The sequence below is a fragment of the Paenibacillus sp. LHD-117 genome, from assembly GCF_030929555.1.
Classification (GTDB): domain Bacteria; phylum Bacillota; class Bacilli; order Paenibacillales; family Paenibacillaceae; genus Pristimantibacillus.
On record NZ_JAVFVT010000001.1, the window covers coordinates 1 to 24639 of the forward strand.

The window sequence follows — 24639 nt, forward strand, 5'->3', positions numbered from 1 at the left end:
TGTTGCCGCGACGACTGGTGAAGTGGAGCCTTTAATCGTGAAAGTCTGAGCAATTTTAAGCAATACTGAGGAGCACGTGCGTTAAGTGTCCTAGACTCAAGAATTCAGGGGTTGAACCGGCTTTTTCACATGGGACCACGGCTGGTTCAATGACGATTGCAATTATATAGTCGAATTATCTAAGTTGTGGGCATGGAAAATGTCGGCAGGCAACCCCACAAACATAAAACGTAATAGGTGTATTGCATTCGGCTATGCAGTCGGAAAAGGTTGTTATGGACTAGAAAACGGCTTCTTCAATAAAACCCATCGTGATGCATGGATAGCACTAGATATTTTGGAAAGAGAAGAAATAGAAGCTTCACCATTGCGCAGCTTAGAAATTTTATATGCATTGTTTGACTTCTGTGGGTTTAAGAAATTAGAAGGATAAAATGCGATATATCACTTCGACCTTGTTAAGGTAACGAGGAACGCTAGTTTAATCATCATGGAGTAGCCTGCTTGCCAGCCCAGCAGACTACTCCATTTTCCATTAAGCTAAAGGGCAGGATAGTTGAATCGTTCCTCGAATATTTTATCAGTTGGATAATTTAATGAAATTTGTTGAAATAAGGTTGTCCGAATGAAACGCAAATCTTATAGATAAGGGTGATTCATGTGAAGCAAGGACTCATTGTGTTTTTGAACGGAACGTCAAGTTCTGGAAAGACCTCCATATCGACTGAAATGATAAGTCAGAAAGAAATTCCTTTTTATCATTTATCAATTGATGATTTTTTTAATAATTACAATGATTTTGTTAATAATAAATTTCCAGATGAACCTCCAAGAGGAATAGATCATCAAGTTGTCTCACAAATAGTTGATCATTCCATATGCTCAGTGTACCATTCGACAATTAAATTGTTAGCAGAACTGGGTTTTAATGTAATAGTAGATACCATAATCGCAAATGACAAGTACTTTAATGATTTCTATAATTTACTTGTTGATCATCCTATATTGTTTGTAGGCGTACGATGCTCGAAAGAAGAACTCACAAGAAGAGAGCAGAGCAGGGGAGATCGAATAATTGGACTAGCACATTCCCAGTTCGACAGAGTATATTCCTATAATGAATATGATCTTGAAGTAAATACGGAAAAGTTGAGTCCAACCGAATGTGCCGATAAAATATTAAGTTTTATTAAGTCCGATCAGGGTTACTCTGCATTTAAGAAATTAAGTAAAAGAGAGATTAGTGTTTCATAGTAGGCAAATCCATCAGATAACAACATGTTCAAGCATTGGGGCTATTGCCCCTCGGTCTGCCCACAAGATTTCGGAATTAAGCTAACGGAGAACGTTAGTTGAATGACAACAGTGGCAGACAAAGACTTTATTTCTCAATTCTTTGTCTGCCACTGCTTTATCTTAATCGTTCAGTCTAATACTTTATTTTTACCAAACAGAAGTCACGTAGCGGTTCACAATTTGTTCCGCGATGAGCTGATAGTTTTTGTTCAGGGGTATCGCTGAATCGATTGCCGGGGTATGAAATTCTGTCATTGATAGGACGTTATTAAGAGCCTATAATGGAATAGGTATATCAATTGTTATATTTTTCAATGATAGGAAACGGATAGAAGGTTTCTTAATGAATTGTTGAGGAGCGTGCGAATTCGTGCGGAAATTGAGCGGATCGAGACTTGCAGGACTATTCCTATTGTTATTCATGTTCGCGTCTTACAGCACGGCAAATGCCGAGTCCGTCCAAGTAACCGATATTAACGGTCACGAGGCGGAAGCAGATATCCGGGAATGGCTGGACAAAGGAATTGTTAAAGGCTATACGGACCAGACCTTCAGACCGGACAACGAAGTATCTAGAGCCGAATTCGTTTCTCTCGTTAATCGGGCATTCCGGTATATGATTCAAGAGAAGGTCGACTTCAAAGATTTGAAGCCGTCGGATTGGGAATACCCGGAGGTTCAGAAAGCAATCGCCTACGGGTATATTAATGGATTCAATGACAGGACGTTCCGTTCTAATCTGCCTATAAGCAAGCAAGAAAGCGCCATGATCCTATCGAAGATCGTTCCGCCCAAGGCTGACGATTCCTTATCGGCCTCTATAAGCTTCCAAGACGGCGATCGTATTCCTTCTTGGAGTAAAGCGGCTATCGAAAGCGTCGTCTCTCAGGGGATTATGGTGAGGGAAGAGGACGGCACGTTCGCTCCGAAGCGTCTGATGACGCGAGCGGAGACGGTTGTTGCCATTAAGAACGCATGGGAAGCAAGCGCAGTGTCTTATGATGATGCCGGTACCTATGGCACCAATAAGCTCCAATATGTACATAGTGATGTCACGATTCATGCTGAGGATGTTACTTTGCGTAATATGCATATTTTCGGAGATCTGATTCTCTCTGAGGATATTGGCGATGGAGAAGTCTATCTGAAGCAAATCAAGGTCGAGGGAGTTACTCGCATCGAAGGCGGGGGAGAGAACAGCGTTCATCTCGTCGACAGCCGGATCGGAAGGCTGGAAGTCAATCGCGAGGACGCCCCTGTAAGAGTGGTAGCGGAGGGATCTACCTCCATTCAGGATACGCAAGTACGGTCCAGCGCGGTTCTCGAGAAGGAAGGCTCCGGGAAGGGCTTCGTTGCCGTGAATATCGTTCCTGCTTCTAACAGAGATGCAGGAGCGAGGAATATTGTATTCTCGGGGGATTTCGACCACATTACGGTCAGCGGGAATATCGATTCATTGACGATCCGTTCCGGACGTATAGGGACGCTTGACGTTCAGCCGAATATAGAGGTAAACGATATTCAGCTGCACAAGGACGCTGCCGTACAGCAGCTTGATCTGAAAAGTAAAACAAGGCTTTCCGGCGAAGGCACGATCGCAGATATTCAGTTATCGAGAGAAGCCGAAAGCTCCGATATTCCCGACTCCATGAAGCCGGCGGCTCCCGCTGCCGGAGGAGGGGGAGGAGGAGCTGCTCCTAGTGCAGGTGGAGGAAGCCCGGGAGGAGGCGTCCCTGGCGGCGGAACACCGGGAGGCGGCACTCCTGGTGGAGGCACACCGGGACCGGGGCCAACGGAGCCTACTACGGCGACCGTGACGGGGACGTTATTTTATAAGGAATATGATCGACCGAGTCCCTTGCCTATAAGCACTCAACGGGTTGAGCTTAGAGGCGTGAACGGAACGACGGAGACATACATCGATATCACGACGAGACAAGGGCAGTTTACATTCAAGAACGTCCTGCCTGGTACCTATACGTTCAATATGGACTTGGGCATTATCCTCTACTACAGCGAGCCATACACGGTAGTGGCTGGTCAGAATTTGACACTTCCGAATCAGATTGTTGAAGAAGAAGCGCCGGAGCCATCGGTTGGAGAGGTTGTCTATTCCGATATCGGATATATTCACGGCAGCGTGTTTTACCTGGAGGAACCTTTTATGGCCAAGGTTGAGACAGAGGATGGGACTCGGCTCCGTACGTTCCCGGAAGGGCAAGAAGAATGGAAGTACGATCCCTTCTTTAGCACGAACCTATTTGAACATAATCCGGGCTTGGTGCTGAATGACGGGGATAAGCTGTACGTGACGTTCTATACGGCCGGCGGATGGAGCAGTGGAGAGCTCGAGATAACGGTAGTCGAAAGACCTAAAACTGCAACTCCTCAAGTGAATACGGTATATGATGATACGAAGTTCGTGAGAGGCACGCTCGAGGATTGGGGGAATGCCATAACCTTAACCAAGCTGGACGGAACGGTAATCAGTTCTTATCATAATAATCTCGGAAATTCTTTCAGCCTGTATATTCCCGACAGCTACAAGTTAAAGGTAGGCGAACAGCTTCTATTCTATGCCCAGGCCAATAATAAAAGAAAAAGCGATCCCGTTATCCTAACTGTCATGGCGCCGACTGTCGTTACCGCAAACCCGACTGTGCAGGCTATCGTGTATGAAGATGATACTTTAATAACCGGAACGGCAGAAGGTGAAGCGGCGATTGTGGTGAAACGTTCCGATGGTACGGTAATTGGTGAAGGAACAGCCGACGAGGTAAGATTTGGCGGCGACTATTCCGTGCGGTTAACGGAGCCTCTTGTTGCCGGCGAGACCTTGTATATCACGGCAAAAGGCTACGAGATGGTGATAAGCGAACCGACCAGCTTTGTTGTTCAGACAAGACCTTTAACGGATACGCCTCTAGTTGAGGGAGATGTCTATTACGATCTTAGGACCATTGTTGTCAAAACCGTGGATCAAGTTAGAATGACGGTATATGTCAAGGAAATGGATGGAACTATTATTGGTCAGCTGATCACATCATCGGGGTCCGCCAGCATTAATTTTTATTACGGGGAGCTTGTTGCGGGGAGGCAATATCAAGTCACGGCCCTCGCTCCCAACAAGAAGGAGAGCGCTCCATTCGTATTCACGGCTTTGCAGCCAAGCGAGATTACTCCCGTTCCAACTTTGACCGGTCCTGCTTATGCGGAGGCGGGATATACCATTCGAGGGATCTCGGAACCAAACTCTATTCTTCGATTCAGGACGGCGACAGGTACGTTTATCCGTGACATAATAGCTGGCGCAGATGGTAAATTCGGGATCGTACTGCCTAATCAACCCCTACCGCAGCCGGGAGACCAATTCATTCTGAGCGCCGATGCAGAGAGAAAGCTGGTGAGCGATAATCTCGTTATCACCCTGGAGGCTCTTACCGAACAATCCAGCCCAGTAAGCATTAGCGGGCCGGTGTACAGCGGGGGTTCAACGCTCATCGGATCGGCGAGCCCTGGATCCAAAGTCAGTGTTTATAGAGAAGATGGAACGCTGCTTGTAGCAGGCATTCAAGCAGGTAATTCAACGGGACAGTGGTACTTCTCCATGAACTACGTTTTCTTCCGTGGCGGCGATCGCTTCTATGTCGTTGCTAAGGAATCAGGAAGGCTTCCTAGTGCTCCCGTGTATTTCACTTTGCAGACTTCTCCTAAGTCAACTACTCCGTTCATTACAAGCGAATTAAGCGAGGAGACTAGACAAATTCACGGCACCTACGATATCAACTTATTGGGTGCCAATGATTTTGTCACCATCTACGTCGTACGAAACGGATCAATAATAGGCTCGCAAAGCTTTCAAAAGAGTGCTGGAGCCGCATTCGCCATTGATCTACATTCTGTGCAACTGACGGCTGGCGAAACGCTTACCTTCTATGCCAAGCAGACAGGGAAGGAAGTAAGCGATCCAATTGAGATCGTTGTGGGGTGACGGGTAATGGAAGGCCGAGTGTTACAGCGCTCGGCTTTTTTTTTGCCATAATAGAAATTATAACTCAACTTTCGGAATGATTGCCCAATAACCCTTGATGTAACGGAGATTCCTATAAATAATTAAAAGTGGTCAATTCTAACAGAGAACGATGGCTGAATACAAGGGAGTCAGATATAAACTATTCGAAGCGTCAAATATGGATAGAAGCTGAAGAGTGGCTCGAAGACTCTTGGGATTGTAACGATTGTAATACCGATGTTATTGTTGTCTTTCGGGATCGTTCAAAATGGATTGCAAGCTTTTCACTTACCAAAATGTCGAGACGTTAAGGCAAAAGAATATTTAATCGAACACGATAACTCTCAATCGGTATCCTGATGTAAATTCGGAAGAAGATGAGCACTACCCTGCTGGATTTTTTATTACTGAAGAATCGTTGCGCTAACGTTCGAACTTTAGTTGAATGACTACAGCAACAGTCTAAGACTTTATTTATCAAGTCTTGGTCCGCCGCTGATTCTTTTAATGGATCAGTCTAAAACTAATTTTTCAAAAGTTGACGATTCTTCAAATCAAAACCGCGTTAAATCAACGACCCCAGTCTAATACTTTATTTTCTCCAAATAATTATCGCATCTTCTCGCGCGAATACTTCCATTACGTATCGTTGCGGGATCCGAACTTTAGGCTCTAATAAACGCATAGTGGGGGAATGGCTGATGGCGGCTGGCAGTACGGATATAAAAGCGGACTGGGTGCAGGGCCCCTGGTCCGTGCAGTTGATTACGGTAAGCAGCGCGTCTTATTCGCGGCTGCGGCTGGAGTCGCGTTCATTCCCGAATTGGATCATCAGCTACGTGAAGGAAGGCGACGTGGAGACGGAGACGGGAGGCGAAACGCATCGCGTTAAAGCCGGCTCCGTCATGCTTCACCCGCCGCATCTGCCATTCTCGGAATGCGCGGAGACGAAGGGCACCCACTTGTGGATGCAAACCAATATATGGTTCGCGAACCATTTCGATCTGTTTCAGTTGTTCCGCGTGTCGCCGGTTGTTGCCATCCCGGAGCCGGCCCGTTACGAAGCCGCCTTCCAGCGGCTGCTCGTTGCATGGGACAATCAGGAGGGCTCCTTCCGAGATCTGAGGCTGACGTCCGCCGCCTTGCAGCTGATGGAGCTGATCATGGCGGGCTGGGAGCAAGCGGGCGCACCGCCCCGCTCAGCCGCGTTCGAGTCATCGGCCGACAGGTTCGCCAGATTGATCGGCATGATGTCGGGCCGGCTGCATGAAAAGGTTTCGCGAGAAGAGCTGGCCGCCGATCTTCGGCTGAACGCCAATTACCTGGACCGCGCGTTCGCGGCGCAATACGGCGTCACGCCTATGCAGATGCTGCGCGGGATGCGATTGAACCGGGCGAAGCAGCTGCTCGAGCGAACCGACGGCACGCTGGAAGCGATAGCCGAATCCTGCGGCATGACGGACGCCTCATACCTGTGCAAGCAGTTCAAGAGCCGGTTCGGTATGCTGCCAGGAGAATACCGGGAAAATTACCTCGCCTTGCAGCGGACGGATTTGTACGGAGCGAGAGAATGACCGGAATGCAAAGGCGGGGGGTTATGGCCATGATCCGGCCGACGACTGCAAGCCGCATTCGCCGAAATGCCGCCGGGGTGGAAAAATTACCACAAGTGGTGGAACCGCTTTAATGATCGGGGACGCCGGTCCGCGGATAATGGAGACAGAAGGGCGAAGACCACTAACGAAGGGATGCGATCCGAATGTCTACCGTACACGCAGGCAAGTCCGTCAACATTACCGAAGAACAAATGCAACACTACGAGGAGCAAGGGTATATCGTTTTCGATTCATTGTTCGGCGCCGAGGAGATGGATGAGATTCGAGGCATTATCGACGGTTTCGACGAGGAATCCGAGCAAGCGCTCCGCACGAAAGGGCAGGATTTTATTAATCTCGCCAGTCAGATCAATTTTACGGGCAACCTGAATTTCCGAAGCTCCAAGCTCCAGCATTTCATCGCGGATCCTCGATTCGTCGGCATTACGACGACGATTCTGGGACCCGACACGAAGCTGTATTGGGACCAATCGGTTTACAAACGCCCGGAAGCAAGCAAGGACTTCCCTTGGCATCAGGATAACGGCTACGTGCCGACGGATCCGGTTCACTACCTGACCTGCTGGCTCGCGCTCGACGATGCCACGGTCGAGAACGGCTGCATCTGGGTGCAGCCCGGCACGCATCGCAAAGGTTTTGTCCCCCATATCAAAACCGACCTCGGGTGGATTTGCTACTATGGGGACATCGAGGGCATTCCGGTCGAGCTCAAAAAAGGCAGCATGGTCGCGTTCCACTCGCTTCTCTTCCACCGCAGCACGCCGAATCTGAGCAAGACGCAGACGCGCAAAGGGTACGTCATCCAATATTCCGTGGACGGCTCCAAACATCCCGATACCGGCGAAGTATTCCGCAACGGTCCGCTGATCGCGAAGGACGGCAAGTCCGCGTACGCGGGCTTCGTACCGAAGGAATCCTGCTAATATGTCGACTGCGCCGAAGCGCGAAGCTGGAACCGTTTCGCCGAGCGAAACATCGTGTCAGTCAAATACGGCCGGGGGAGGAGGGCGCTTGGTCTCGCCAATTCGCTGCTGCGTAACGAACTTGACGCGGCATCAGTACGGGGACGTGCTGAACGAGCTTCAAGCCGGCGGCGTCGAGATCGAGATCGATCGCTGCCAGTCCCAATGCGTCGGATGCGCGAAACAAGCCGCCTTTATGACGGAGGGCAAGTGGCACGGCTTCGCTTCCAAGGAAGAGCTTAAAAGAGCGATTGCCGGAACCGTTAACGCCAATATCGAATGAATGAAAAGCCGCCCGCGAACGATCGCGGGCGGCTTTGCCGTCTCAGACCAGCGTTATGCCGATCGGCGGATGACCTTGAACCGCAATACAGTTTTGAATCGGTCCTCAGGCGTTTTCCGGGCGTCCGAACGGCACGACGATCACGTAATCGATGCTGGCTGCGCCGCTGCCGCCCGCGAGACGGATTTCGTTCGTTTGACCCGGCTTTAGAGGGACGGTCAACGCGGCGATGCCTTCGAACGCGTCTTCTCCGCCGGTCGACGGCAGGTTAAGCAGCGAATGGTCTTTGCTGTTCACGAAGAGGCGAAGCTTCGCCAGCCGTTCGCCCGTCGCGTAGTGCACATAGATCGCGGCGCGGCCGCCGTCCGCGCCGTCCACGCGATCGAAGCGGATGGACGAGCCCTCCTGATCCAGCCCGCCGACATAGGTGATGCCGCTCCGGCTCTGCTTGAGGCCGGCGCCGCCTTCCGTCACTCCGTCGACAGCGTAATAACGGTCCGGGTTCGGATGCGGAGCGGACAAGTCGCCGGCCGACCGAAGCCCGCTCGTCGTTTGCTCGACCACTCGAATTGAGCCGTCTTCTTCGAACGCGATCTCGTCGATGCATACGCTTCTCAAGTTGCCTTCGCCCGAGATCGCTTGGTTATGGTAGAACAAATACCACTTGCCTTTGTACTCCGCCACGGAGCCGTGCGTCGTCGAGCAGCCCGTCGGTGCAAGGAAGATGCCCTTGTAGGTCCATGGACCGAGCGGCTTGTCGCTGACGGCGTAATGCATCCGGTTGTTGCCCTCCAGATTGTCCGCGTACGTCAAATAATAAAGGCCGTTCCGCTTGAACACCCACGCCGCCTCGTGAAAATCCTCGATTTCGTTCATGGGGACAAGCTCGCCCTTCATGGACATCATGTCGTCCGCGAGCTCGCCGCCCGCGCAGACGCCTCCGCCTCCGTAATACATGTACGCCCGGCCGTCGTCGTCGACGAAGACGCAAGGATCGATCATTGCGAAGCCGCCGAGCCCTTCGATGTACCCTTGATCGACGAAACCTTTGGCAGGCTCCTTGCTCGTCGCCACCCCGATCTTCCAGGAATCGTTCCAATTTGAGCCGCTCGGATGCGGATAATAAAAATAATACGTACCGTTCTTGTACGCGCAGTCAGGCGCCCACATGAAGCCGCCCTCCGGCCGGCCCCACGCTACGTCGTCCGAGCGCAAAATTTCGCCTTCGTCGATCCAGTTGACCATGTCCTCCGTCGAGAAGACGTGATACCGGTCCATCAGATCGCAGCCGCGGGCCGGATCCATGTCGTGCGAAGCGTAAATATACAGTCTGCCGTCCTCCCACGCGTGAGCGGATGGATCGGCGGTGAAGATCGACGTAATGACGGGGTTGACGCCTGCCGAGCGGATCGCTTCGACGGGCAATTTCGGTTGGTTCATGGCTTGCTGCCTCCTTGGACAATAGGAATGGGGAAATGTCCCCTTCTTTTCTGTAACAGCATAAAGCAGCGCGTCTCCGGCCGCCATGAGGCAATCGCAAACAATGCAGGACAAAACAATAGGGTTTCGGCTACGCAGTCCTGCGCTGCCGGCGATTTCAGCGCGACGGTTCGCGGAAGCGGTTACATTTTGTCGGAAATAAATGAGGCTCGGACATGCGACTGAGCAGTTTTCCGGGGCACAGATCATAGTTTCGCCGACTCGAACAAGCCAAATGCGGAATGGAAAGTTTGCGATTGGCTCATTTGGAAGCATCCGGAATTGCTCTACACTGAAAGGGAAGCGGGAGGGTCGGACGCAAACGAGCAGCGACGCCATGCTCCATTACGGTACAAGAGGTGAGTGAGGTTGGGAAGCATTACGTTCCATCACGTCTATAAAAACTACAAAGGCGAAGAGAGATCGGCCGTGAACGACTTCCATCTGGATATCGAGGAAGGGGAGTTTCTCGTGCTCGTCGGGCCTTCGGGCTGCGGCAAGTCGACAACGCTCCGCATGCTCGCGGGGCTGGAGGAAATATCGAAGGGCGATCTGTACATCGACGGCAAATACGTCAACTACGTATCGCCCAAGGACCGGGACATCGCGATGGTGTTTCAGAATTACGCGCTGTATCCGAATCTGTCCGTCTACGAAAACATCGCGCTGGGACTTAAGCTGCGCAAGACGGCGAAGCACGACATCGAGCTGAGAGTCAACCGGGTGGCCAAAATACTCGAAATTTCGCATCTGCTGGAGCGCAAGCCGAATCAGCTGTCCGGCGGCCAGAAGCAGCGCGTCGCCTTGGGCCGGGCGATCGCCCGGGAGCCGCAGGTGTTCCTGATGGACGAACCATTGTCCAATCTCGACGCCAAGCTTCGGGCCCAGACGAGAGCCGAGCTCATCAAGCTGCAGGCCGAGCTCAAGAGGACGACGGTATACGTGACGCACGACCAGGTCGAAGCCATGACCATGGGAACGCGCATCGTCGTCATGAAGGACGGCGTCATCCAGCAGGTCGCGCCGCCGCGCGAGCTGTATGACAAGCCCGCGAACCGGTTTGTTGCCGGCTTCATCGGCTCGCCGCAGATGAATTTCCTGGAGGGATCAATCATCCGCGAGGACGGCGTCTATTATTTCAGCGGCAGAAGGCTGAAGCTCGCGATTCCGGATCGCATCGCGTCGGGCCTCAGCCGGGATTCGCGGTCGCTTCGCCAGGTCGTCATGGGCGTTCGGGCCGAGCATGCCGGCTTGATGCCGGATACGGGGGGCGAACCGCTGCCGGGCTGGCATCGTGGAGTCGTATCCATGAGCGAGGTGACTGGCGCCGATCTGTACGTCTACGTGGAGCTGGGCGAAGAGACGGTCATCTGCCGTGTGCAGCCGGATGAGGATTACGCCCGCCACGCCGCCGTGCGGATCTCGTTCAAGATGGACAAAGCGCATTTCTTCGATCGCGAGACGGGCGTGTCACTCGCGGCGGGGGGAGATGAAGGATGAAGCGGCGCAAGAAAACGCTCTACGTTTTGCTCCGTCTCGCGATTGCGGCAGCCCTGGTGTTCGGCATCGTTCGCTGGGCTGGAGGAGACGAAGCCGAGGTGCGAGCGGGAGAGAGGTCGCTCGACGCGCTAATGGCGTTCGAGCCCGCGGACGGCTTGCCGAATTACGTCAATCTCATGCTCGAAGGCGGCATGACGGCCGATACCGGGCTCCCGGAAATCCCGTTCGCCGCAACGGGATACAGCGGCGCTTCGGAGGATGCCGATCTGGCTGCGGACGGCGGCGTCCTATCCTGGAAAAACGAGAAGGGATGGGTGGAATGGCGTTTCCGCGCGGAACGAGCGGGCTGGTATGAGCTGCATATGGGCTACAAGCCGCTGCCGGGAGGGAACGCTTCCGCGGTCAGAGGGATCCAGATCGACGGAGCCTATCCATTCGCGGAGGCGCAGCGCATCGAGTTCGAGCGCATGTTCAAGGATTCCAAATATCCGTACGACACGAACGAAATCGGCCAGCAAATCCGGCCGACCCAGACGGAAATCACGGAATGGATCGAAGGTCCGATGGTCCACTTCGCCGCTTCGTCAGAGCCGTTGCTGTTCAAGCTGGAAGCCGGCGAGCATACCATCCGGTTGACGGGCGTCAGAGAGGGCTTAGCGCTGTCGGACCTGTCGTTCCGGGCGCCGAAGCCGTTGCCGGATTACGAGGCGTACCAAGCGGCCCTGCCTGCCGGGGACGCATCGCCTGCGCCTTGGTTCGAGCTGCTGGAGGCGGAACGCGTCGACCGAAAGTCCAGCGTCGCGATCCAGACCGATTATTGGTCGGAGCCGTACATCTCGCCCGACCCGAAGGGGCGCATCACGTACAACGTGCTCGGCGGCTGGCGCTGGAGGCTGCCGGGGGAATGGGCGGAGTGGGATTTCTCCGTGCCCGCGGACGGCTGGTACGAAATCGATCTGAAGTCGTTCCAGGATTACCGCAACGGCTTTAAGGCGTACCGGACGATCTCGATCGACGGCGAGGTGCCGTTCCGGGAGCTGTCGGGATACGGCGTGCCGAACGAGAAGTCGTTTGTCATCCATCCTTTGTCCGGCGAGGACGGGGAGCCTTATCGGATCTACCTCGATGCCGGCAAACACACGCTCAGGCTGACATCCGATTCGACGCCGCTGCAGCCCGTGTTCCTGGCGCTGAAGGCCGCACTCGCGGATCTGGCCGATTACGACAGGGAAATCCGGCTGCTGACCGGCAATTACAGCAAATCGTCGTTCGACGCCAATATCGACTCTACGCGCACGTGGAATATGCGGAGCCTCGATCCCGAGGTCGAAGCGCGAATGGCCGGATTCATCGAGCGGATGAACGGGATCCGCGACTACATCGACGGCTTGAACGGGCGGGATTCCGATCTGTCGCAATCGCTGCGGGCATCGATCGGCATTCTCGAGGAGCTCGCGAAGGACGTCGACGAAATACCGGTCAAAATCAACAATTTCTCCACCATCCAGAACAAAATCGGGACGCTGCTGTCGACGCTCACCCACCAGCCGCTGCTGCTCGACTACATCGTGGTCCGTACGCCGGTGACGGAGACGGGGCTCAAGACGTCGACGCTGGCTAGCCGGATCCCGTATGCGATTACGGAATTCGCGCGTTCGTTCTACCTGGACTACGACACGAGGGCGCACAACAAGAAGGAAGCTCTGACGATCTGGGTGCAGCGCGGGCGCGATTACGCCGAATTGCTGCGCGAGCTGGTCGATCAGGAATTTACGCCGCGCACGGGCATTCCGGTCAACATCAATCTGATGCCGAATCCCAATATGCTTATTCTCGGCAATGCCGCCGGCGAGGTGCCGGACGTGGCGCTCGGCGTTGCCGAGTCGACGCCGGCCGACTTCGCGATGCGGAACGCGGCATACGATCTGAGCAGCTTCCCCGATTACGAAGAAGTACTGGAGCGATTCGCGCCCGGCACGGCGAGGGCGCTCATGTACGATGGCGGCCTGTACGGCTTGCCGGAGGTGCAAAATTTCCAGGTGCTGTTCTACCGGACCGACGTGCTCGAGGGGCTGGGGCTCTCCGTGCCGGACACGTGGGAGGACATGTTCGACATGCTTCCCACGCTGCAGGAGAACGGGATGACGATGAGCTATCCCAAAGCGGACTTCGCGACGATCTTTTTCCAGCATGGGGCGGAAGTATACAGCCCGGACGGGCTGAACGGGCAGTTGACGTCGCCGGAAGCGCAGGAGGCGTTCCGCATGTGGACGGATCTGTACGTGAAACATAATTTGCCGATCGACGTTCCCGCCTTCTTCCAGCATTTCCGCGACGGAGACATTCCGCTCGGCATCGCGGATTTCAATACGTACGTGCAGCTGCAGGTCGCCGCACCGGAAATTACCGGCCATTGGGGCATCGCGCCGCTGCCCGGCGTGAAGAACGACGAAGGCGTCGTGGAGCGCTGGTCGCCGCAGGCGTTGTCCGCCGGCATGATCATGGAGAAGAGCGAGCGGAAGGACGAAGCGTGGGAGTTCTTGAAATGGTGGACCTCGGACGAGATTCAGACGCGATACGCCAGCGATCTGGAGTCGTATTACGGCCTCGAGTTCCGATGGAACACGGCGAACCTGAAGGCGATGCAGTCGCTCGTATGGCCGTCCGGGGACGTGGAGACGCTGCGGGAGCAGGCGCGCTGGGCGAAAAACATGCCGTACGTGCCAGGGTATTATTTCCTGACGAGGGAAATGGAGTTCGCCTGGAATCGCACCGTGCTGGAGGCGATGCCGGCCCAGGAGTCGCTGGAGGAGGCGCAGCTGTCGCTCCAGCGGGAGATGCGGCGCAGGCAGAAAGACTTCGGTATCGAAGACGGGCATAACCTCGATATTCCGCAACTGACGACACCTTACGAATGGAAGGAGGGCGACGAATGAACGCCGAGCTTGCAACGAACCGGCCTCAGGCCGGCCGCGCGGCATCCGTGCGGCGGAAGGGAGCCCTCTTCTTCCGGCAGCTCCGGAAGGACTTGTTTTGTTACGTATTTCTCGCGCCGTTTCTGATTTGTTTTCTCGTGTTCATCATCATTCCGGTGTTCATGGCGGCGCTTCTCGGCTTTACCTCCTACGACGGCTTCGGGGAGCTGCGGTTCATCGGCATCGACAACTATATCGCGCTGTTCACGCAGGACATCATTTTCTTGACCAAAGCAATTCCGAACACGTTTCTGTTCGCGCTGCTCGTGGGACCCGGCGGGTATTTGCTGGCATTCCTGTTCGCGTGGCTGATTCATCAGCTTCCCCTGCGCATCCGGGATTATTACACGCTCGCCTTTTACGCGCCGTCCATGGCGGGAGCGGTCGCGTTGTCGGTCGTGTGGATCGCGGCCTTTAGCGGCGACCGCGTCGGGTACGTCAACGATTTCCTGCTCGGCATGGGCTGGATCGACAGCCCGATCATCTGGCTGCAGAATCCGAAATATTTGCTCAAAATCATGATCGTCGTCTCGCTCTGGATCAGCTTCAGCGTCGGCTTTCTCGCGATGCTCGCGGGATTGCAGACGGTAAATAAAGAGCTGTACGAGGCGGGGCGCATCGACGGCGTCTCCAACCGGCTGCAGGAAGTGTTCTATATCACGCTTCCTTCGATGAAGCCGCAGATGCTATTCAGCGCCGTCATGTCGATCGTCGGCACGCTCAAGGCGGGCAGCATCTCGGTCCAGCTGACGGGCATGCCGATCACGCCGTCCTACTCCGGCCATCTGTTCATCAATCATATCGACGATTACGCGTTCATCCGCTTCGAGCTCGGATACGCGTCGGCCGTCTCGGTCATTCTGCTGCTGCTTAGCTTCTTCGCGATGCGGTTCGCGTACCGGCTGTTCGGCGAGAGAGAGGAGGCGCGAGGATGAAGCGCAAATGGTCATGGTTCCAGGCGGGGCTGATCGCGAGCTTCACGGCACTCGCCGCGTTTATGTCGCTGCCGATCTTGTTCATCTTCAACCATGCGTTCAAGCCTCAGAACGAGCTGTTCCTGTTCCCGCCGAGGTTCCTGGTGCAAAATCCGACCTTGCGGAGTTTCGAGCTGCTGTTCCTGCACGCGTCGAACGCGACGGTGCCGTTCACCCGGTACCTGTTCAACAGCTTGCTCGTGGCGGCGCTCGCGCTCGCCGGCGTCATTCTGGTCAGCACGATGGCGGCGTACGCGCTCGGCAAATACCGATTCCACTTCAAGGCGCTCATCATGTCGCTCATCACGCTCTCGCTTATGTTCGCACCGGAAACCGTCGGCATTCCGCGCTATCTGATCATCAGCGGAATCGGCATCAACGATACGTATTTCGGCCATCTGCTGCCGCTTCTCGCGTCGCCTGTCGCCGTGTTCCTGCTGATCGGGTTCATCTCGCAAATTCCGGATGAGCTGCTGGAAGCGGCCAAAATCGACGGCGCCAGCCACGCGCTCATCTTCGCGAGAATCGTTGTTCCGCTGTCGGCGCCGGCCATCGCCACGATCGCGATCCTGACGTTCCAGGCGGTGTGGGGCGACATCGAGACGTCGACGCTGTTCATGCAGGAAGAGACGATGCGGACGCTCGCCTTCTACGTCAACAGCTTGATCAACGGCCTGCAGAACAGCGTCGCCGGCCAAAACATGGCGGCTGCCGCGGGGCTGCTCCTCTTCTTGCCGAATTTGATCATCTTTTTGATCTTCCAGAAGCGGGTGCTCGAGACGATGGTGCATTCCGGCATCAAGTAGGCCTCCAAGATACAAGCAAACGTCATTATTTCAAAACAAAGGAAGTCGTAGCCATGAGAAGATTCATCCTGATGCTGCTGCTTGCGGGCGTCGCCGCGGGATTGTTGCCGCAAGCCGTCCACGCGCAGCTTCCGTACCGAACGGGCTATTACGACGCCAACCAGTCGACGTGGCTTCGGCTCCAGCCGATCTACGAGCCGGCCGACATCGGCGGCGTGCGGCTAGGCGAACCCGCGGACGTGCACGTCGCGGCGGACGACACGGTATACGTGGTGGACAAAGCGGGCAATCAAGTCGCAGTGTTGGACCAGAACGGGCAAGTGACCGGCGTCATCGGCGACGCCGAAGGGAACGGACAGCTTAACGCGCCGCAAGGCGTGTACGTCAGCGGCGACGGGGAAGTGTATGTCGCGGATTCCGGCAATCAGCGGATCGCGGTATTCGGCAAGGACGGTACCTATTCGCGCGAATACCGCAAGCCGGAGTCCAGCCTGCTCGGCGGCGTCTCCTTCATCCCGACCAAGCTGGTCGTCGATCGCCGCGGCGTCATGTACATCAGCTTGAACTCGGCGTATCAAGGACTTGTGCGCTTAAGCCCGGAAGGCGAATTCAAAGGTTTCTTCGGAGCGAACAAAGCCAAAGGGACGGTCATGAGCTGGATCAAAAAGCTCGTGCTGAACAAAGAGCAGATGGCGCAGGAGCAGGCGAGCCTGCCGCTGCCGGTCGTCAACGTCGCCGCGGACAAGGACGGCTTCCTGCTGACCGCGACGGCCGGCAGCTTCGGCAGCGGGGCGATCCGCAAGCTGAACGCCGGCGGCGTCGACGCCTTCAAGAACAAGACGCTGCTGAACGGCCACGGCATCGTCGACGTCGTGTCGGACGAGAACGGCTTCCTGTACAGCGCCGACACCGATTCCGAAGGCATCGATATTTACGACGAAGCGGGCAACGCGCTGTTCCACTTCGGACTGATCGACAAGGAGACGCAGCAATTCGGCGTTATCGGCTTTCCGACGGGCATCGCCGTCGACTCGAAATTCAACATTTGGGTGGCGGACGGCAAAACGGGCACGGTGCACAAGTTCGTTCGGACCGACTTCGGCACCGACGTGCTATCGGCGCTTGCCTTGTACCGGCAAGGCCGCTACGAGGAAAGCGAAGCGGCCTGGGATCGGGTGTACGCGCGCAACGACATGTATAACGGCACTTTCCAGGGGCTTGGCAAGGCCTATCTCCAGCAAGGCGATTACAATAAGGCGCTCCGTTACTTGCGAACGGCGTTCGATACGGATAATTATTCCGACGCTTTCTGGCAAATCCGTCTTAGATGGCTGCAGCAGCATTTCGTCTGGGCGGCATTGATCGCCGTAACGGCGTTAGCGGCGATCTGGTTCGCCCCGCGTCTCGCGAAGCGGCTGCTGCGGCGGTATCCGCCGCCGGCTTCATGGGAGCGTCCGCTCGAGGAGCTGCGCATTTTCCGAACGATCATGTTCCACCCGTACGAAGGGTTCTACAAGCTGAAAGAGTCCAAGGTATCGGCCAAGGTCATTTTCCTTTTGCTGGCGGCCGTGGTCGGCGTCAAAATCGCGGACGTCTACCTGAGAGGGTTTCTGTTCAATCCGGTGGAGCTGTCCCAGGTCAATCTCATGAGCGAGCTTGCTTGGTTCGCGGTGCCGTGGCTGACCTGGATCATCGCCAACTATCTCGTCTGCAGCGTCAGGGACGGGGAAGGACGATTCCGGGAGGTCATTCAGGGCAGCACGTTTGCGCTCGCGCCGTACTTGTTCCTGTCCGTGCCTCTGATCGTGCTCTCGAATGTCGTCACGCTCGACGAGCGGGTCATCATCGACGCGTTGAACGCGGCGATGCTGCTATGGACCGCCGCCATGCTGATCGTCATGACGCAGGTGATCCATAATTACGATTTTGCCGAGACGCTCAAAAATACGGGCTTGACCGCGTTCGCGATCGGCATTATCTGGGTGTTTGTCTTGATCGTATCGGGGCTGACCTACAATCTTTACGATTTCTTCTACCAGCTGTACAAGGAGGCGACGTTCATTGGTTAACTACTTCCGGCGCCTTTCCTTGCGCGTCAAAATCATAACGGCCGTCCTCTTGACGGGACTGCTCCTGCTGCTGCTGATCGGTTTGATCAATGGCGGGGACATCGCTCCCGCCGCGGCGATGGAGCATGCGGGCATCGCGAAGGAGGAGCTCCCTCGCGAGTCGCTTCTCGGCGAAGAGCTTGCCTGGCGTCCCGAAGAGGGGCCGGACGGCTTCGCCGAGGCGCTGTCGACGGAACGGTTCGTCTTGTACGCGAACCCGTCCTCCTCGGCCATCGCCCTGCTGGACCGGGCATCGGGCAAGCGCTGGACGAGCAGCCCGGACGACGCGCAGCTCGCCGGCGAAGCGGTCAAAGGCGCGTTGCTCGACAACCTGAAGTCGCCGTTCGTGCTGACGTACGTCAAGACGGAGGGCAAGGACCAGACGATCCGCCAGGTGGCGAACGCGCTGACCAAAGGGCTGACGGTCGGCTACCGCAAATCCGAAAACGTGCTGCAGGTGTCTTACACCTTCGCCGATCAAGGGTTGTCGTTCGTCCTGCAATACGAGCTGACGGATCGCGGGCTCAAGGCGCGCATCCCGTCGGACGGCGTGGCGGAGACGGGGGAGTTCGCCGTCTTCAGCCTAGATCTGCTCCCTTATTTCGGCGCTTCGAAACCGTCGGACGACGGCTATCTGTTCGTGCCGGACGGTCCCGGCGGACTTATCAAGTTCGACGCGGAGCGGGTCGGATTGTCCCGCGGCTATACCCATCAGGTATACGGCCTCGAGCTGACCAACGCGAACAATTGGACGCGCAGCGGCGAACGGCGCGAGAATATCGCCTATCCCGTGTTCGGGCTGAAAAACGGGGACGACGCCTACCTGGCCGTACTGACGCAAGGCGGCGAATCCGCCGTCGTCAACGCGATGCCGCCCGGCCTCAAATCGTCGTTCTACAGCGTGCACGCCGGACATTTGTTCCGCGAGGAATATTTGTACCTCGTCGGCCGTACCGCGACGCCGATCCGCTCCGTCCAGAAGGAGCGGCTGCAGCTGGACCGCGAGGTGGAATACCGGTTCCTCACCGGCGAAGACGCGACGTATTCCGGCATGGCGAAGTCGTACCGCGACTATCTGGAGGCGGAGGGTCGGCTGGGCGAGCGGCTTCGGCCGACGGAACAGGTTCCGCTGTATCTGAAGCTGATGGGCGGCAATTACGAGGAAGCCTACGGCGGGACCCGATACGCCGCGGCTACGACGTTCAAGCAAGCGGAGACCATCGTCGCCGCGGTCGCCGCGCAAGGCGTGGGCAACATGAACATCGTCTATTACGGCTGGCAGAACGAAGGCGACTACGACATGCACAAACGGTTGCCCATCGAATCGAAGCTCGGCGGAGAGCAGGCTGCCCGATCTTTTATCGGCAAGATGGACGATTATGGCTTCCCCGTCTGGTTCGAGGACGATTTCGTGTGGGTCAACGAGGCGCAGTCGACGCTTCCAGGCAAAAATAACGGCATCCGCGGCATCGACGGTACCGTGTATCTCTACGAAGATTGGTTCATCAGCAAACCCGAGCGAACGGTGGCGATGGCGTACGAGACGATCGGCAAGCTCAAGGAGCTCGGCGTGTCCGGCATGCTCTACAACTACTTGGGCGAGATGGTCTTTAACGATTACGTCAGCGGCGACGTAACGACCCGCGCCCAGACGGCCGGCATTTACGAAGGGCTGCTGCGCTATACGCGGGAGACGCTGGGCCTTGCCGGCGTCTACCGAGGCAACGATTACGCGCTCGCCGAATCGGACTTCATCGCGATGCTGCCGAGCGATTCCAGCTACGACTTTTTGGTCGACGAGACCGTGCCGTTCTATCCGATGGTCGTGCATGGTTACGCCGATTACACGTTCGGCGACGGCAACCTGCGGAACAACTCGCAGGAGGAGCTGCTGCGGGCGATCGAATACGGAGCGCTGCCTTCCTTCTTCCTGACGTACGAGGATTCCCGCACGCTGAGATATTCGGCGTCCAACTACTTGTACAGCAGCCAATACGAGAAGTGGCTCGACCGCATCGGAACGGAATACGAGGCGTTCCAGCAGCTCGCTTCGGTCTACGATCAGCGGATCGAAGACCATAAGAAGCTCGAAGACGGGCGGTTTGCGACCGACTACGAAGACGGCACGCGGGTCGTCGTCGACTACGACAGCGGCACATTCCACGTGGAGAGAGGAGGCGCGACGGATGGAAGCTAGAGAGAGAAGACGCGCCGAGCTTCGTTACCACGGCTCAAGATACGGGACCGGACTGCTGTTCATGCTTCCGTGGCTGCTAGGCTTCGCGGCGTTCGTCGTCATTCCCGTCGGTTGGTCGCTGTTCATGAGCTTTAACAAGGTACAGGTGAGCGTAGGCGGCTTCAAATACGAGTGGATCGGCATGCGGAACTTCCGGGACGCCTTCCTGAAGGACAATGAATTTCCCGTGCAGCTCATTACCTACATCCAGCAAATGCTGCTGATGGTGCCTATCATCGTGCTGTTCGCACTGTTCATCTCGCTGTTGCTGAACCAGAAGTTTCCCGGCCGGTTTCTGTACCGGGCGCTCTTCTTCCTGCCGGTCATCTTCGCGACGGGGCAGGTGCTATCCGAGCTGTTCACCCAGGAGGTCGGCGAAATTCCGTTCCTGGACCAATACAACCTGGAGCCGATCGTCATCGAATACGTGGGTCAGCAGTTCGCCGAACCCGTCATGTCCGTGCTGGGCAACGCGGTGCTGATTCTCTGGTACTCCGGCGTTCAGATTCTGATCTTCGTCGCCGGCTTCCAGACGATCTCGCCGTCGATCTACGAAGCGGTACGCATCGACGGAGCCACGCCTTGGGACAGCTTCTGGAAAATCACGCTGCCCGCCTGCGTGCCGTTCATCACGCTGAACGTGCTGTATACGATCATCGATTTGTTCACTTTTCCGCTGAATCCCGTCATCGCGCATATTCGCGAAAACATGTTCAAGGTGGATACGGGTTACGGCTACGCCAGCGCGCTGGCATGGATTTATTTCGCATTCATCTTCGTCCTGATCGGCATCGTATTCGCCGTATCCGGGCGCCATCTGAGAAGAAGGGAGGGGCGCGCATGATCGAGGATTTGAAGCTGGGACTGACCAAGGCGGGCAAAGGGCTGCAGACGTTGTTCTGGAGCCGGGGCGCCCAGAAGGCGAAGCTCGTCGTCATGGGCAGGAGCGTGTCGGACGGCTTGCTCGCCAAGGTGGTCATCTACTTCCTGCTTTCCGTCGTGGCGTATCTGTACTTGCAGCCGATTTTGTACATGGTCAGCACGATGCTCAAGACGCTTGCCGACATGTACGACCCGACGGTGCGCTGGATTCCGAGGCAAGCCACCTTCGAGAACATCGCCAAGGCATTCGAGGGCCTGCAGTATCCGAAGGCGCTGCTCGTCACGTCGACGATCGCCTTGACCTGCTCCGTCATGCAGGTGATCGTCTGCTCCATGACGGGCTACGCGCTGGCCCGCCTGTCGGTGCCGTTCCGGGCGCTGTTCGTGGCGCTGATCATTCTGACGTTCGTCATCCCGCCGCAGGTCATTATCATTCCGCTGTACGTCATCTTCAGCAAGCTCGGCTTGCTTAACACGTTATTCGTATTCCTTGTGCCGGCCACGCTGGGCCAAGGCGTGAAAGCGGCGCTGTTCATACTGATCTTCATGCAGTTTTTCCGCGCGCAGCCGCCGAGCCTGGAGGAAGCGGCCAAGCTGGACGGGGCGTCGACGTTCCGCCTGTTCGCCGGCATCATGCTGCCGCTCGCGCGTTCGGCTTGCCTCGTCGTGTTCCTGTTCTCCTTTATCTGGTATTGGAACCTGTATTACGAGCCGTCGATGTTTCTGACCAAAGGGTTCACGCCGCTTTCGATCCGGCTCGACATGCTGGAGGAAATATTGAACCCGACCCTGCTCGGCAACACGCGCACCATCGTCAATCCCATTACGGAAGGGACCAAAATGGCCGCGGCGTTCATGATTATTTTGCCTCCGATTCTGATCTTCATGGTGCTGCAGAAGTGGTTCGTCAGCGGCATCGAGCGGACGGGAATCGTGGAATAAGGCGACTTAAGCGGAAAGGAGGTGATGCGGAGGCGAATCCGCGCTACACCGACCATGGTTTGACGGAAGGAAGACGGATGAGCCCTCGCCGGAAGCGACGAAAGCCGAATTTGAAAGGGGCAAGCACCACCACAAATCGAGGAGGAATCGTATGAAAAAGAATCTGGGTTATAAAAAGATGACGGCAATGCTGGCGGCCATGATGTTGGTCGCAACCGCCTGCGCCGGCGGAAACGGCGGCAACGCGCCGACGAACGCGCCTGCAGCCACGCAGGCAACCGAAGGAGCCGAACCGACCGCTTCTCCGGATAACCGCGAGCCGGTTACGTTGAAGATCATTTCCTGGAAGGACTCGTACGGCGAGCTGTACGACATGTTCATGGAGAAGTACCCTTGGATCACGATCGAGCAAATCCCGGTCAACAGCCAGCCGATCATGGAAATCATCGCGTCGCTGGAAGCCGCCGGCACGCCTGCCGACCTGACGGAAATCGATTCCGACCTCATTTCGTTCGACCAAGCAGGGCTGCTCGAAGATTTGTCCCCGTATATCGAGAAGGATCCGACGTTCAACGCGACGCAATTCCCGAACGGCTTCTTCGACACGATGACATGGAATGGCAAGAAGCTGGCCGTACCGATGGTCGACGTGCCGATGTGGATTCTCGTGAACAAGGACCTGCTCGCCAAACACGGCCAAGAAATGCCGGCCAACGACTGGACGTACGAGGACTTCCGCAATATCGCCAAAGCGATCACCGATCCGGCAGCAGGCGAATTCGGCCTCACGACGCAATCGGAATGGCAGATGCGCCTCCTCAGCACCAAAGCGATCGCGGACGGACATGCCGCGAACATCCATTATTTGAACGAGGACTTGACCCAAAGCGTGCTGCACACGCCGGAGGTGCTGGACGACGTCAGATGGCTGCAGGAGTTCGTGACGAAGGACGGCTCTCTGCAAAGTTTCGACGCCGCGACGGCTGGCGGCGACGTGACGCGCGAATTCATCAACGGCAAAACGGGCTTCGCGATCGGCGGCGACTGGGTGCTGCCAAGCCTAAAGGCGAACGCCAATTTTGAGTGGGATGTGCTCCCGTTCCCGCGCGGCGAGAAAAGCCAGCCGGGCTACACGATCTACGGACCGCTGTCCATGCTGAGCAGTTCCAAACATAAGGAAGAGGCGTTCCTCTGGATCAGCTTCCAATTCTCCAAAGAAGCGCAGAAGTGGAAAATCGATCAAGGCGCGAATGCGTCCATCAACGATCCCGAAATTATCGACTACTACGACAAGACGCCGATGTGGGAAGGCAAAAACAAAGAGGCCGTCAAGCTCGCGAAAGAAAACGCATACATTCAACCTGGCTTGACGGTTCCGGCATTCGGGGAATACAACTGGAACAACATTTTGAACGAAGTCATCTTCATGGGCGCGGACATCAACACGATCGTGCCGGCGACCGAGCAGTGGAACAAACGAACTGAGGAGGTCCGGGCGGAGCTGGGCAACTAGCGGCGGGGCGATTTTCCGGATGAAACATAACGAAACGGCGGTCATTAGGGGAATCCCTGTGCCGCCGTTTTTTCGTTCGGGGCTCGTGGACACGAAATTTCGTACACATTGGCGCTCCTGGGGCACATTTGGGCTCGTTGGATACGAAATTTCGTACACATTGGCGCTCTAGAGGCACATTTGGGCTCGTTGGATACGAAATTTCGTGTACATTTGACCATTCCCGCATCCTCCTCGCAAAACATAGAAAGCTGCCTCGAGAACGCATCTTTCGAGACAGCTCCTTTCGTTACTGATACAACCAAATGCCCGTCACCGTCATGACCGCGGGCAATGCCTCTTCGTTGACAGGCACATTGTCGAACCAGCCGCCAACCGCCAAATTCAGAATCAAATAGAACGATTTGTCGAACGGCATGACTCCCGGCTCCAGTCTGCGCTCCGCAAATACATGCCCGTCCACCAGCCACTTGATGGATTCGGCATCCCACTCCAGCCCGTAATCATGGAATTCTTCAATCGATCCGTTCTCGAATCGATAAGAGAACTCGTTGATTTTTTTATTCTCCCAGTCCTTGCCGTAATGGAGCGTCCCGAAAATATGCTGGGGCAGCCGGCCTTTCGCTTCCAGGATGTCGATCTCGCCGGAAGCGGGCCAAGGGCCATATGCCGACTCCTGCGGCATCAGCCAGATCGCCGGCCATATCCCGTTCCCTGTGGGAAGCTTGGCGCGCACGATCAGCTTGCCGTACGTGAACGACATATGGTCCTTGGTATCGATCCGCGCGGACGTATAAGCGAAGCTCCGGCCATCCTGGATCGTCGTCGTCTCGCGGCGCGCCCGAAGGTGAAGCCCATTTCCGTCTATATACACATTCTCTTCATGCCCCGTATAAAACTGCCGTTCCCCGTTGCCCCAGCCTTCCACGATCACATTGCCGTCATCGTCGACGATATCGTTGCCGAGGCGTTTGTTCCAATCGCTTAGGTCGGCGCCGCTTTTCAAGAAATCCTGCTGCCAAATCAGTTTGTACACTGCTAGATTCCTCCTCTCA

17 protein-coding genes are annotated in these 24639 nt (G+C 55.9%); 15 read left to right on the forward strand and 2 right to left on the reverse strand.

What is annotated here, in order from left to right; translation table 11 throughout:
* The first annotated feature begins 199 nt into the window (after positions 1–199).
* From RB620_RS00005 to RB620_RS00030, 6 genes are all read left to right on the forward strand, one after another.
* Positions 200–433, forward strand: coding sequence for a hypothetical protein (locus RB620_RS00005; RefSeq protein ID WP_308091446.1), 234 nt, complete (start codon positions 200–202; stop codon positions 431–433).
* Positions 434–660: 227 nt separating this feature from the next.
* The gene (locus RB620_RS00010) at positions 661–1254 is read left to right on the forward strand and encodes a chloramphenicol phosphotransferase CPT family protein (RefSeq protein ID WP_308091447.1); all 594 of its coding nucleotides are present in this window, start codon (positions 661–663) and stop codon (positions 1252–1254) included.
* A 412-nt stretch (positions 1255–1666) separates the two neighbouring features.
* Entirely contained in the window at positions 1667–5287 is a 3621-nt protein-coding gene (locus RB620_RS00015; RefSeq protein WP_308091448.1) for an Ig-like domain-containing protein, read from the forward strand.
* Between the two features lie 722 nt (positions 5288–6009).
* Positions 6010–6882: a helix-turn-helix domain-containing protein gene (locus RB620_RS00020; RefSeq protein ID WP_308091449.1), complete on the forward strand. Its 873-nt coding sequence runs from the start codon at positions 6010–6012 to the stop codon at positions 6880–6882.
* A 185-nt stretch (positions 6883–7067) separates the two neighbouring features.
* Positions 7068–7847 (forward strand): phytanoyl-CoA dioxygenase family protein, encoded by a 780-nt coding sequence (locus RB620_RS00025; RefSeq protein ID WP_308091450.1) that lies wholly within the window; start codon positions 7068–7070, stop codon positions 7845–7847.
* Positions 7848–7935: 88 nt separating this feature from the next.
* Entirely contained in the window at positions 7936–8169 is a 234-nt protein-coding gene (locus RB620_RS00030) for a hypothetical protein (RefSeq protein WP_308091451.1), read from the forward strand.
* Positions 8170–8274: 105 nt separating this feature from the next.
* On the opposite strand, the gene RB620_RS00035 is transcribed toward RB620_RS00030, so the two are convergent.
* On the reverse strand, positions 8275–9609 hold the full coding sequence (locus RB620_RS00035; RefSeq protein ID WP_308091452.1) for a family 43 glycosylhydrolase: 1335 nt from the start codon (positions 9607–9609) through the stop codon (positions 8275–8277).
* 408 nt (positions 9610–10017) lie between these two features.
* Here RB620_RS00035 and RB620_RS00040 point away from each other — a divergent pair, with 408 nt between their 5' ends.
* The 9 genes from RB620_RS00040 (at position 10018) to RB620_RS00080 (ending at position 23584) form a co-directional block, all read left to right on the forward strand.
* Entirely contained in the window at positions 10018–11148 is a 1131-nt protein-coding gene (locus RB620_RS00040) for an ABC transporter ATP-binding protein (RefSeq protein WP_308091453.1), read from the forward strand.
* On the forward strand, positions 11145–14084 hold the full coding sequence (locus RB620_RS00045) for an extracellular solute-binding protein (RefSeq protein ID WP_308091454.1): 2940 nt from the start codon (positions 11145–11147) through the stop codon (positions 14082–14084). The genes RB620_RS00040 and RB620_RS00045 overlap by 4 nt, the downstream gene beginning before the upstream one ends.
* A complete protein-coding gene (locus RB620_RS00050) occupies positions 14081–15058 on the forward strand; it encodes a carbohydrate ABC transporter permease (protein ID WP_308091455.1) in 978 nt (325 codons plus the stop codon). Before RB620_RS00045 ends, RB620_RS00050 begins: the two co-directional genes overlap by 4 nt.
* Positions 15055–15903 carry a carbohydrate ABC transporter permease gene (locus tag RB620_RS00055; protein ID WP_308091456.1) on the forward strand — a complete coding sequence of 283 codons (849 nt, stop codon included), beginning with the start codon at positions 15055–15057 and terminating at the stop codon, positions 15901–15903. The genes RB620_RS00050 and RB620_RS00055 overlap by 4 nt, the downstream gene beginning before the upstream one ends.
* Before the next feature lie 53 nt (positions 15904–15956).
* Positions 15957–17972: a YIP1 family protein gene (locus RB620_RS00060; RefSeq protein WP_308091457.1), complete on the forward strand. Its 2016-nt coding sequence runs from the start codon at positions 15957–15959 to the stop codon at positions 17970–17972.
* The gene (locus RB620_RS00065; RefSeq protein WP_308091458.1) at positions 17965–20208 is read left to right on the forward strand and encodes a DUF5696 domain-containing protein; all 2244 of its coding nucleotides are present in this window, start codon (positions 17965–17967) and stop codon (positions 20206–20208) included. Before RB620_RS00060 ends, RB620_RS00065 begins: the two co-directional genes overlap by 8 nt.
* Positions 20198–21091: a carbohydrate ABC transporter permease gene (locus tag RB620_RS00070; protein ID WP_308091459.1), complete on the forward strand. Its 894-nt coding sequence runs from the start codon at positions 20198–20200 to the stop codon at positions 21089–21091. The genes RB620_RS00065 and RB620_RS00070 overlap by 11 nt, the downstream gene beginning before the upstream one ends.
* Positions 21088–22071: a carbohydrate ABC transporter permease gene (locus RB620_RS00075; RefSeq protein ID WP_308091460.1), complete on the forward strand. Its 984-nt coding sequence runs from the start codon at positions 21088–21090 to the stop codon at positions 22069–22071. The genes RB620_RS00070 and RB620_RS00075 overlap by 4 nt, the downstream gene beginning before the upstream one ends.
* Before the next feature lie 151 nt (positions 22072–22222).
* Positions 22223–23584 carry an ABC transporter substrate-binding protein gene (locus tag RB620_RS00080; protein ID WP_308091461.1) on the forward strand — a complete coding sequence of 454 codons (1362 nt, stop codon included), beginning with the start codon at positions 22223–22225 and terminating at the stop codon, positions 23582–23584.
* Between the two features lie 289 nt (positions 23585–23873).
* Here RB620_RS00080 and RB620_RS00085 read toward each other — a convergent pair whose 3' ends face one another.
* Positions 23874–24620: a glycoside hydrolase family 16 protein gene (locus tag RB620_RS00085; RefSeq protein ID WP_308091462.1), complete on the reverse strand. Its 747-nt coding sequence runs from the start codon at positions 24618–24620 to the stop codon at positions 23874–23876.
* Positions 24621–24639: the final 19 nt, after the last annotated feature.

Bases quoted from the DNA above. Each gene is read 5' to 3' on its own strand.
- RB620_RS00005 (WP_308091446.1), top strand. From the start codon at position 200: ATGTCGGCAGGCAACCCCACAAACATAAAACGTAATAGGTGTATTGCA.
- RB620_RS00020 (WP_308091449.1), top strand. From the start codon at position 6,010: ATGGCGGCTGGCAGTACGGATATAAAAGCGGACTGGGTGCAGGGCCCC.
- RB620_RS00025 (WP_308091450.1), top strand. From the start codon at position 7,068: ATGTCTACCGTACACGCAGGCAAGTCCGTCAACATTACCGAAGAACAA.
- RB620_RS00035 (WP_308091452.1), bottom strand. From the start codon at position 9,609: ATGAACCAACCGAAATTGCCCGTCGAAGCGATCCGCTCGGCAGGCGTC.
- RB620_RS00045 (WP_308091454.1), top strand. From the start codon at position 11,145: ATGAAGCGGCGCAAGAAAACGCTCTACGTTTTGCTCCGTCTCGCGATT.
- RB620_RS00050 (WP_308091455.1), top strand. From the start codon at position 14,081: ATGAACGCCGAGCTTGCAACGAACCGGCCTCAGGCCGGCCGCGCGGCA.
- RB620_RS00055 (WP_308091456.1), top strand. From the start codon at position 15,055: ATGAAGCGCAAATGGTCATGGTTCCAGGCGGGGCTGATCGCGAGCTTC.
- RB620_RS00060 (WP_308091457.1), top strand. From the start codon at position 15,957: ATGAGAAGATTCATCCTGATGCTGCTGCTTGCGGGCGTCGCCGCGGGA.
- RB620_RS00070 (WP_308091459.1), top strand. From the start codon at position 20,198: ATGGAAGCTAGAGAGAGAAGACGCGCCGAGCTTCGTTACCACGGCTCA.
- RB620_RS00075 (WP_308091460.1), top strand. From the start codon at position 21,088: ATGATCGAGGATTTGAAGCTGGGACTGACCAAGGCGGGCAAAGGGCTG.
- RB620_RS00080 (WP_308091461.1), top strand. From the start codon at position 22,223: ATGAAAAAGAATCTGGGTTATAAAAAGATGACGGCAATGCTGGCGGCC.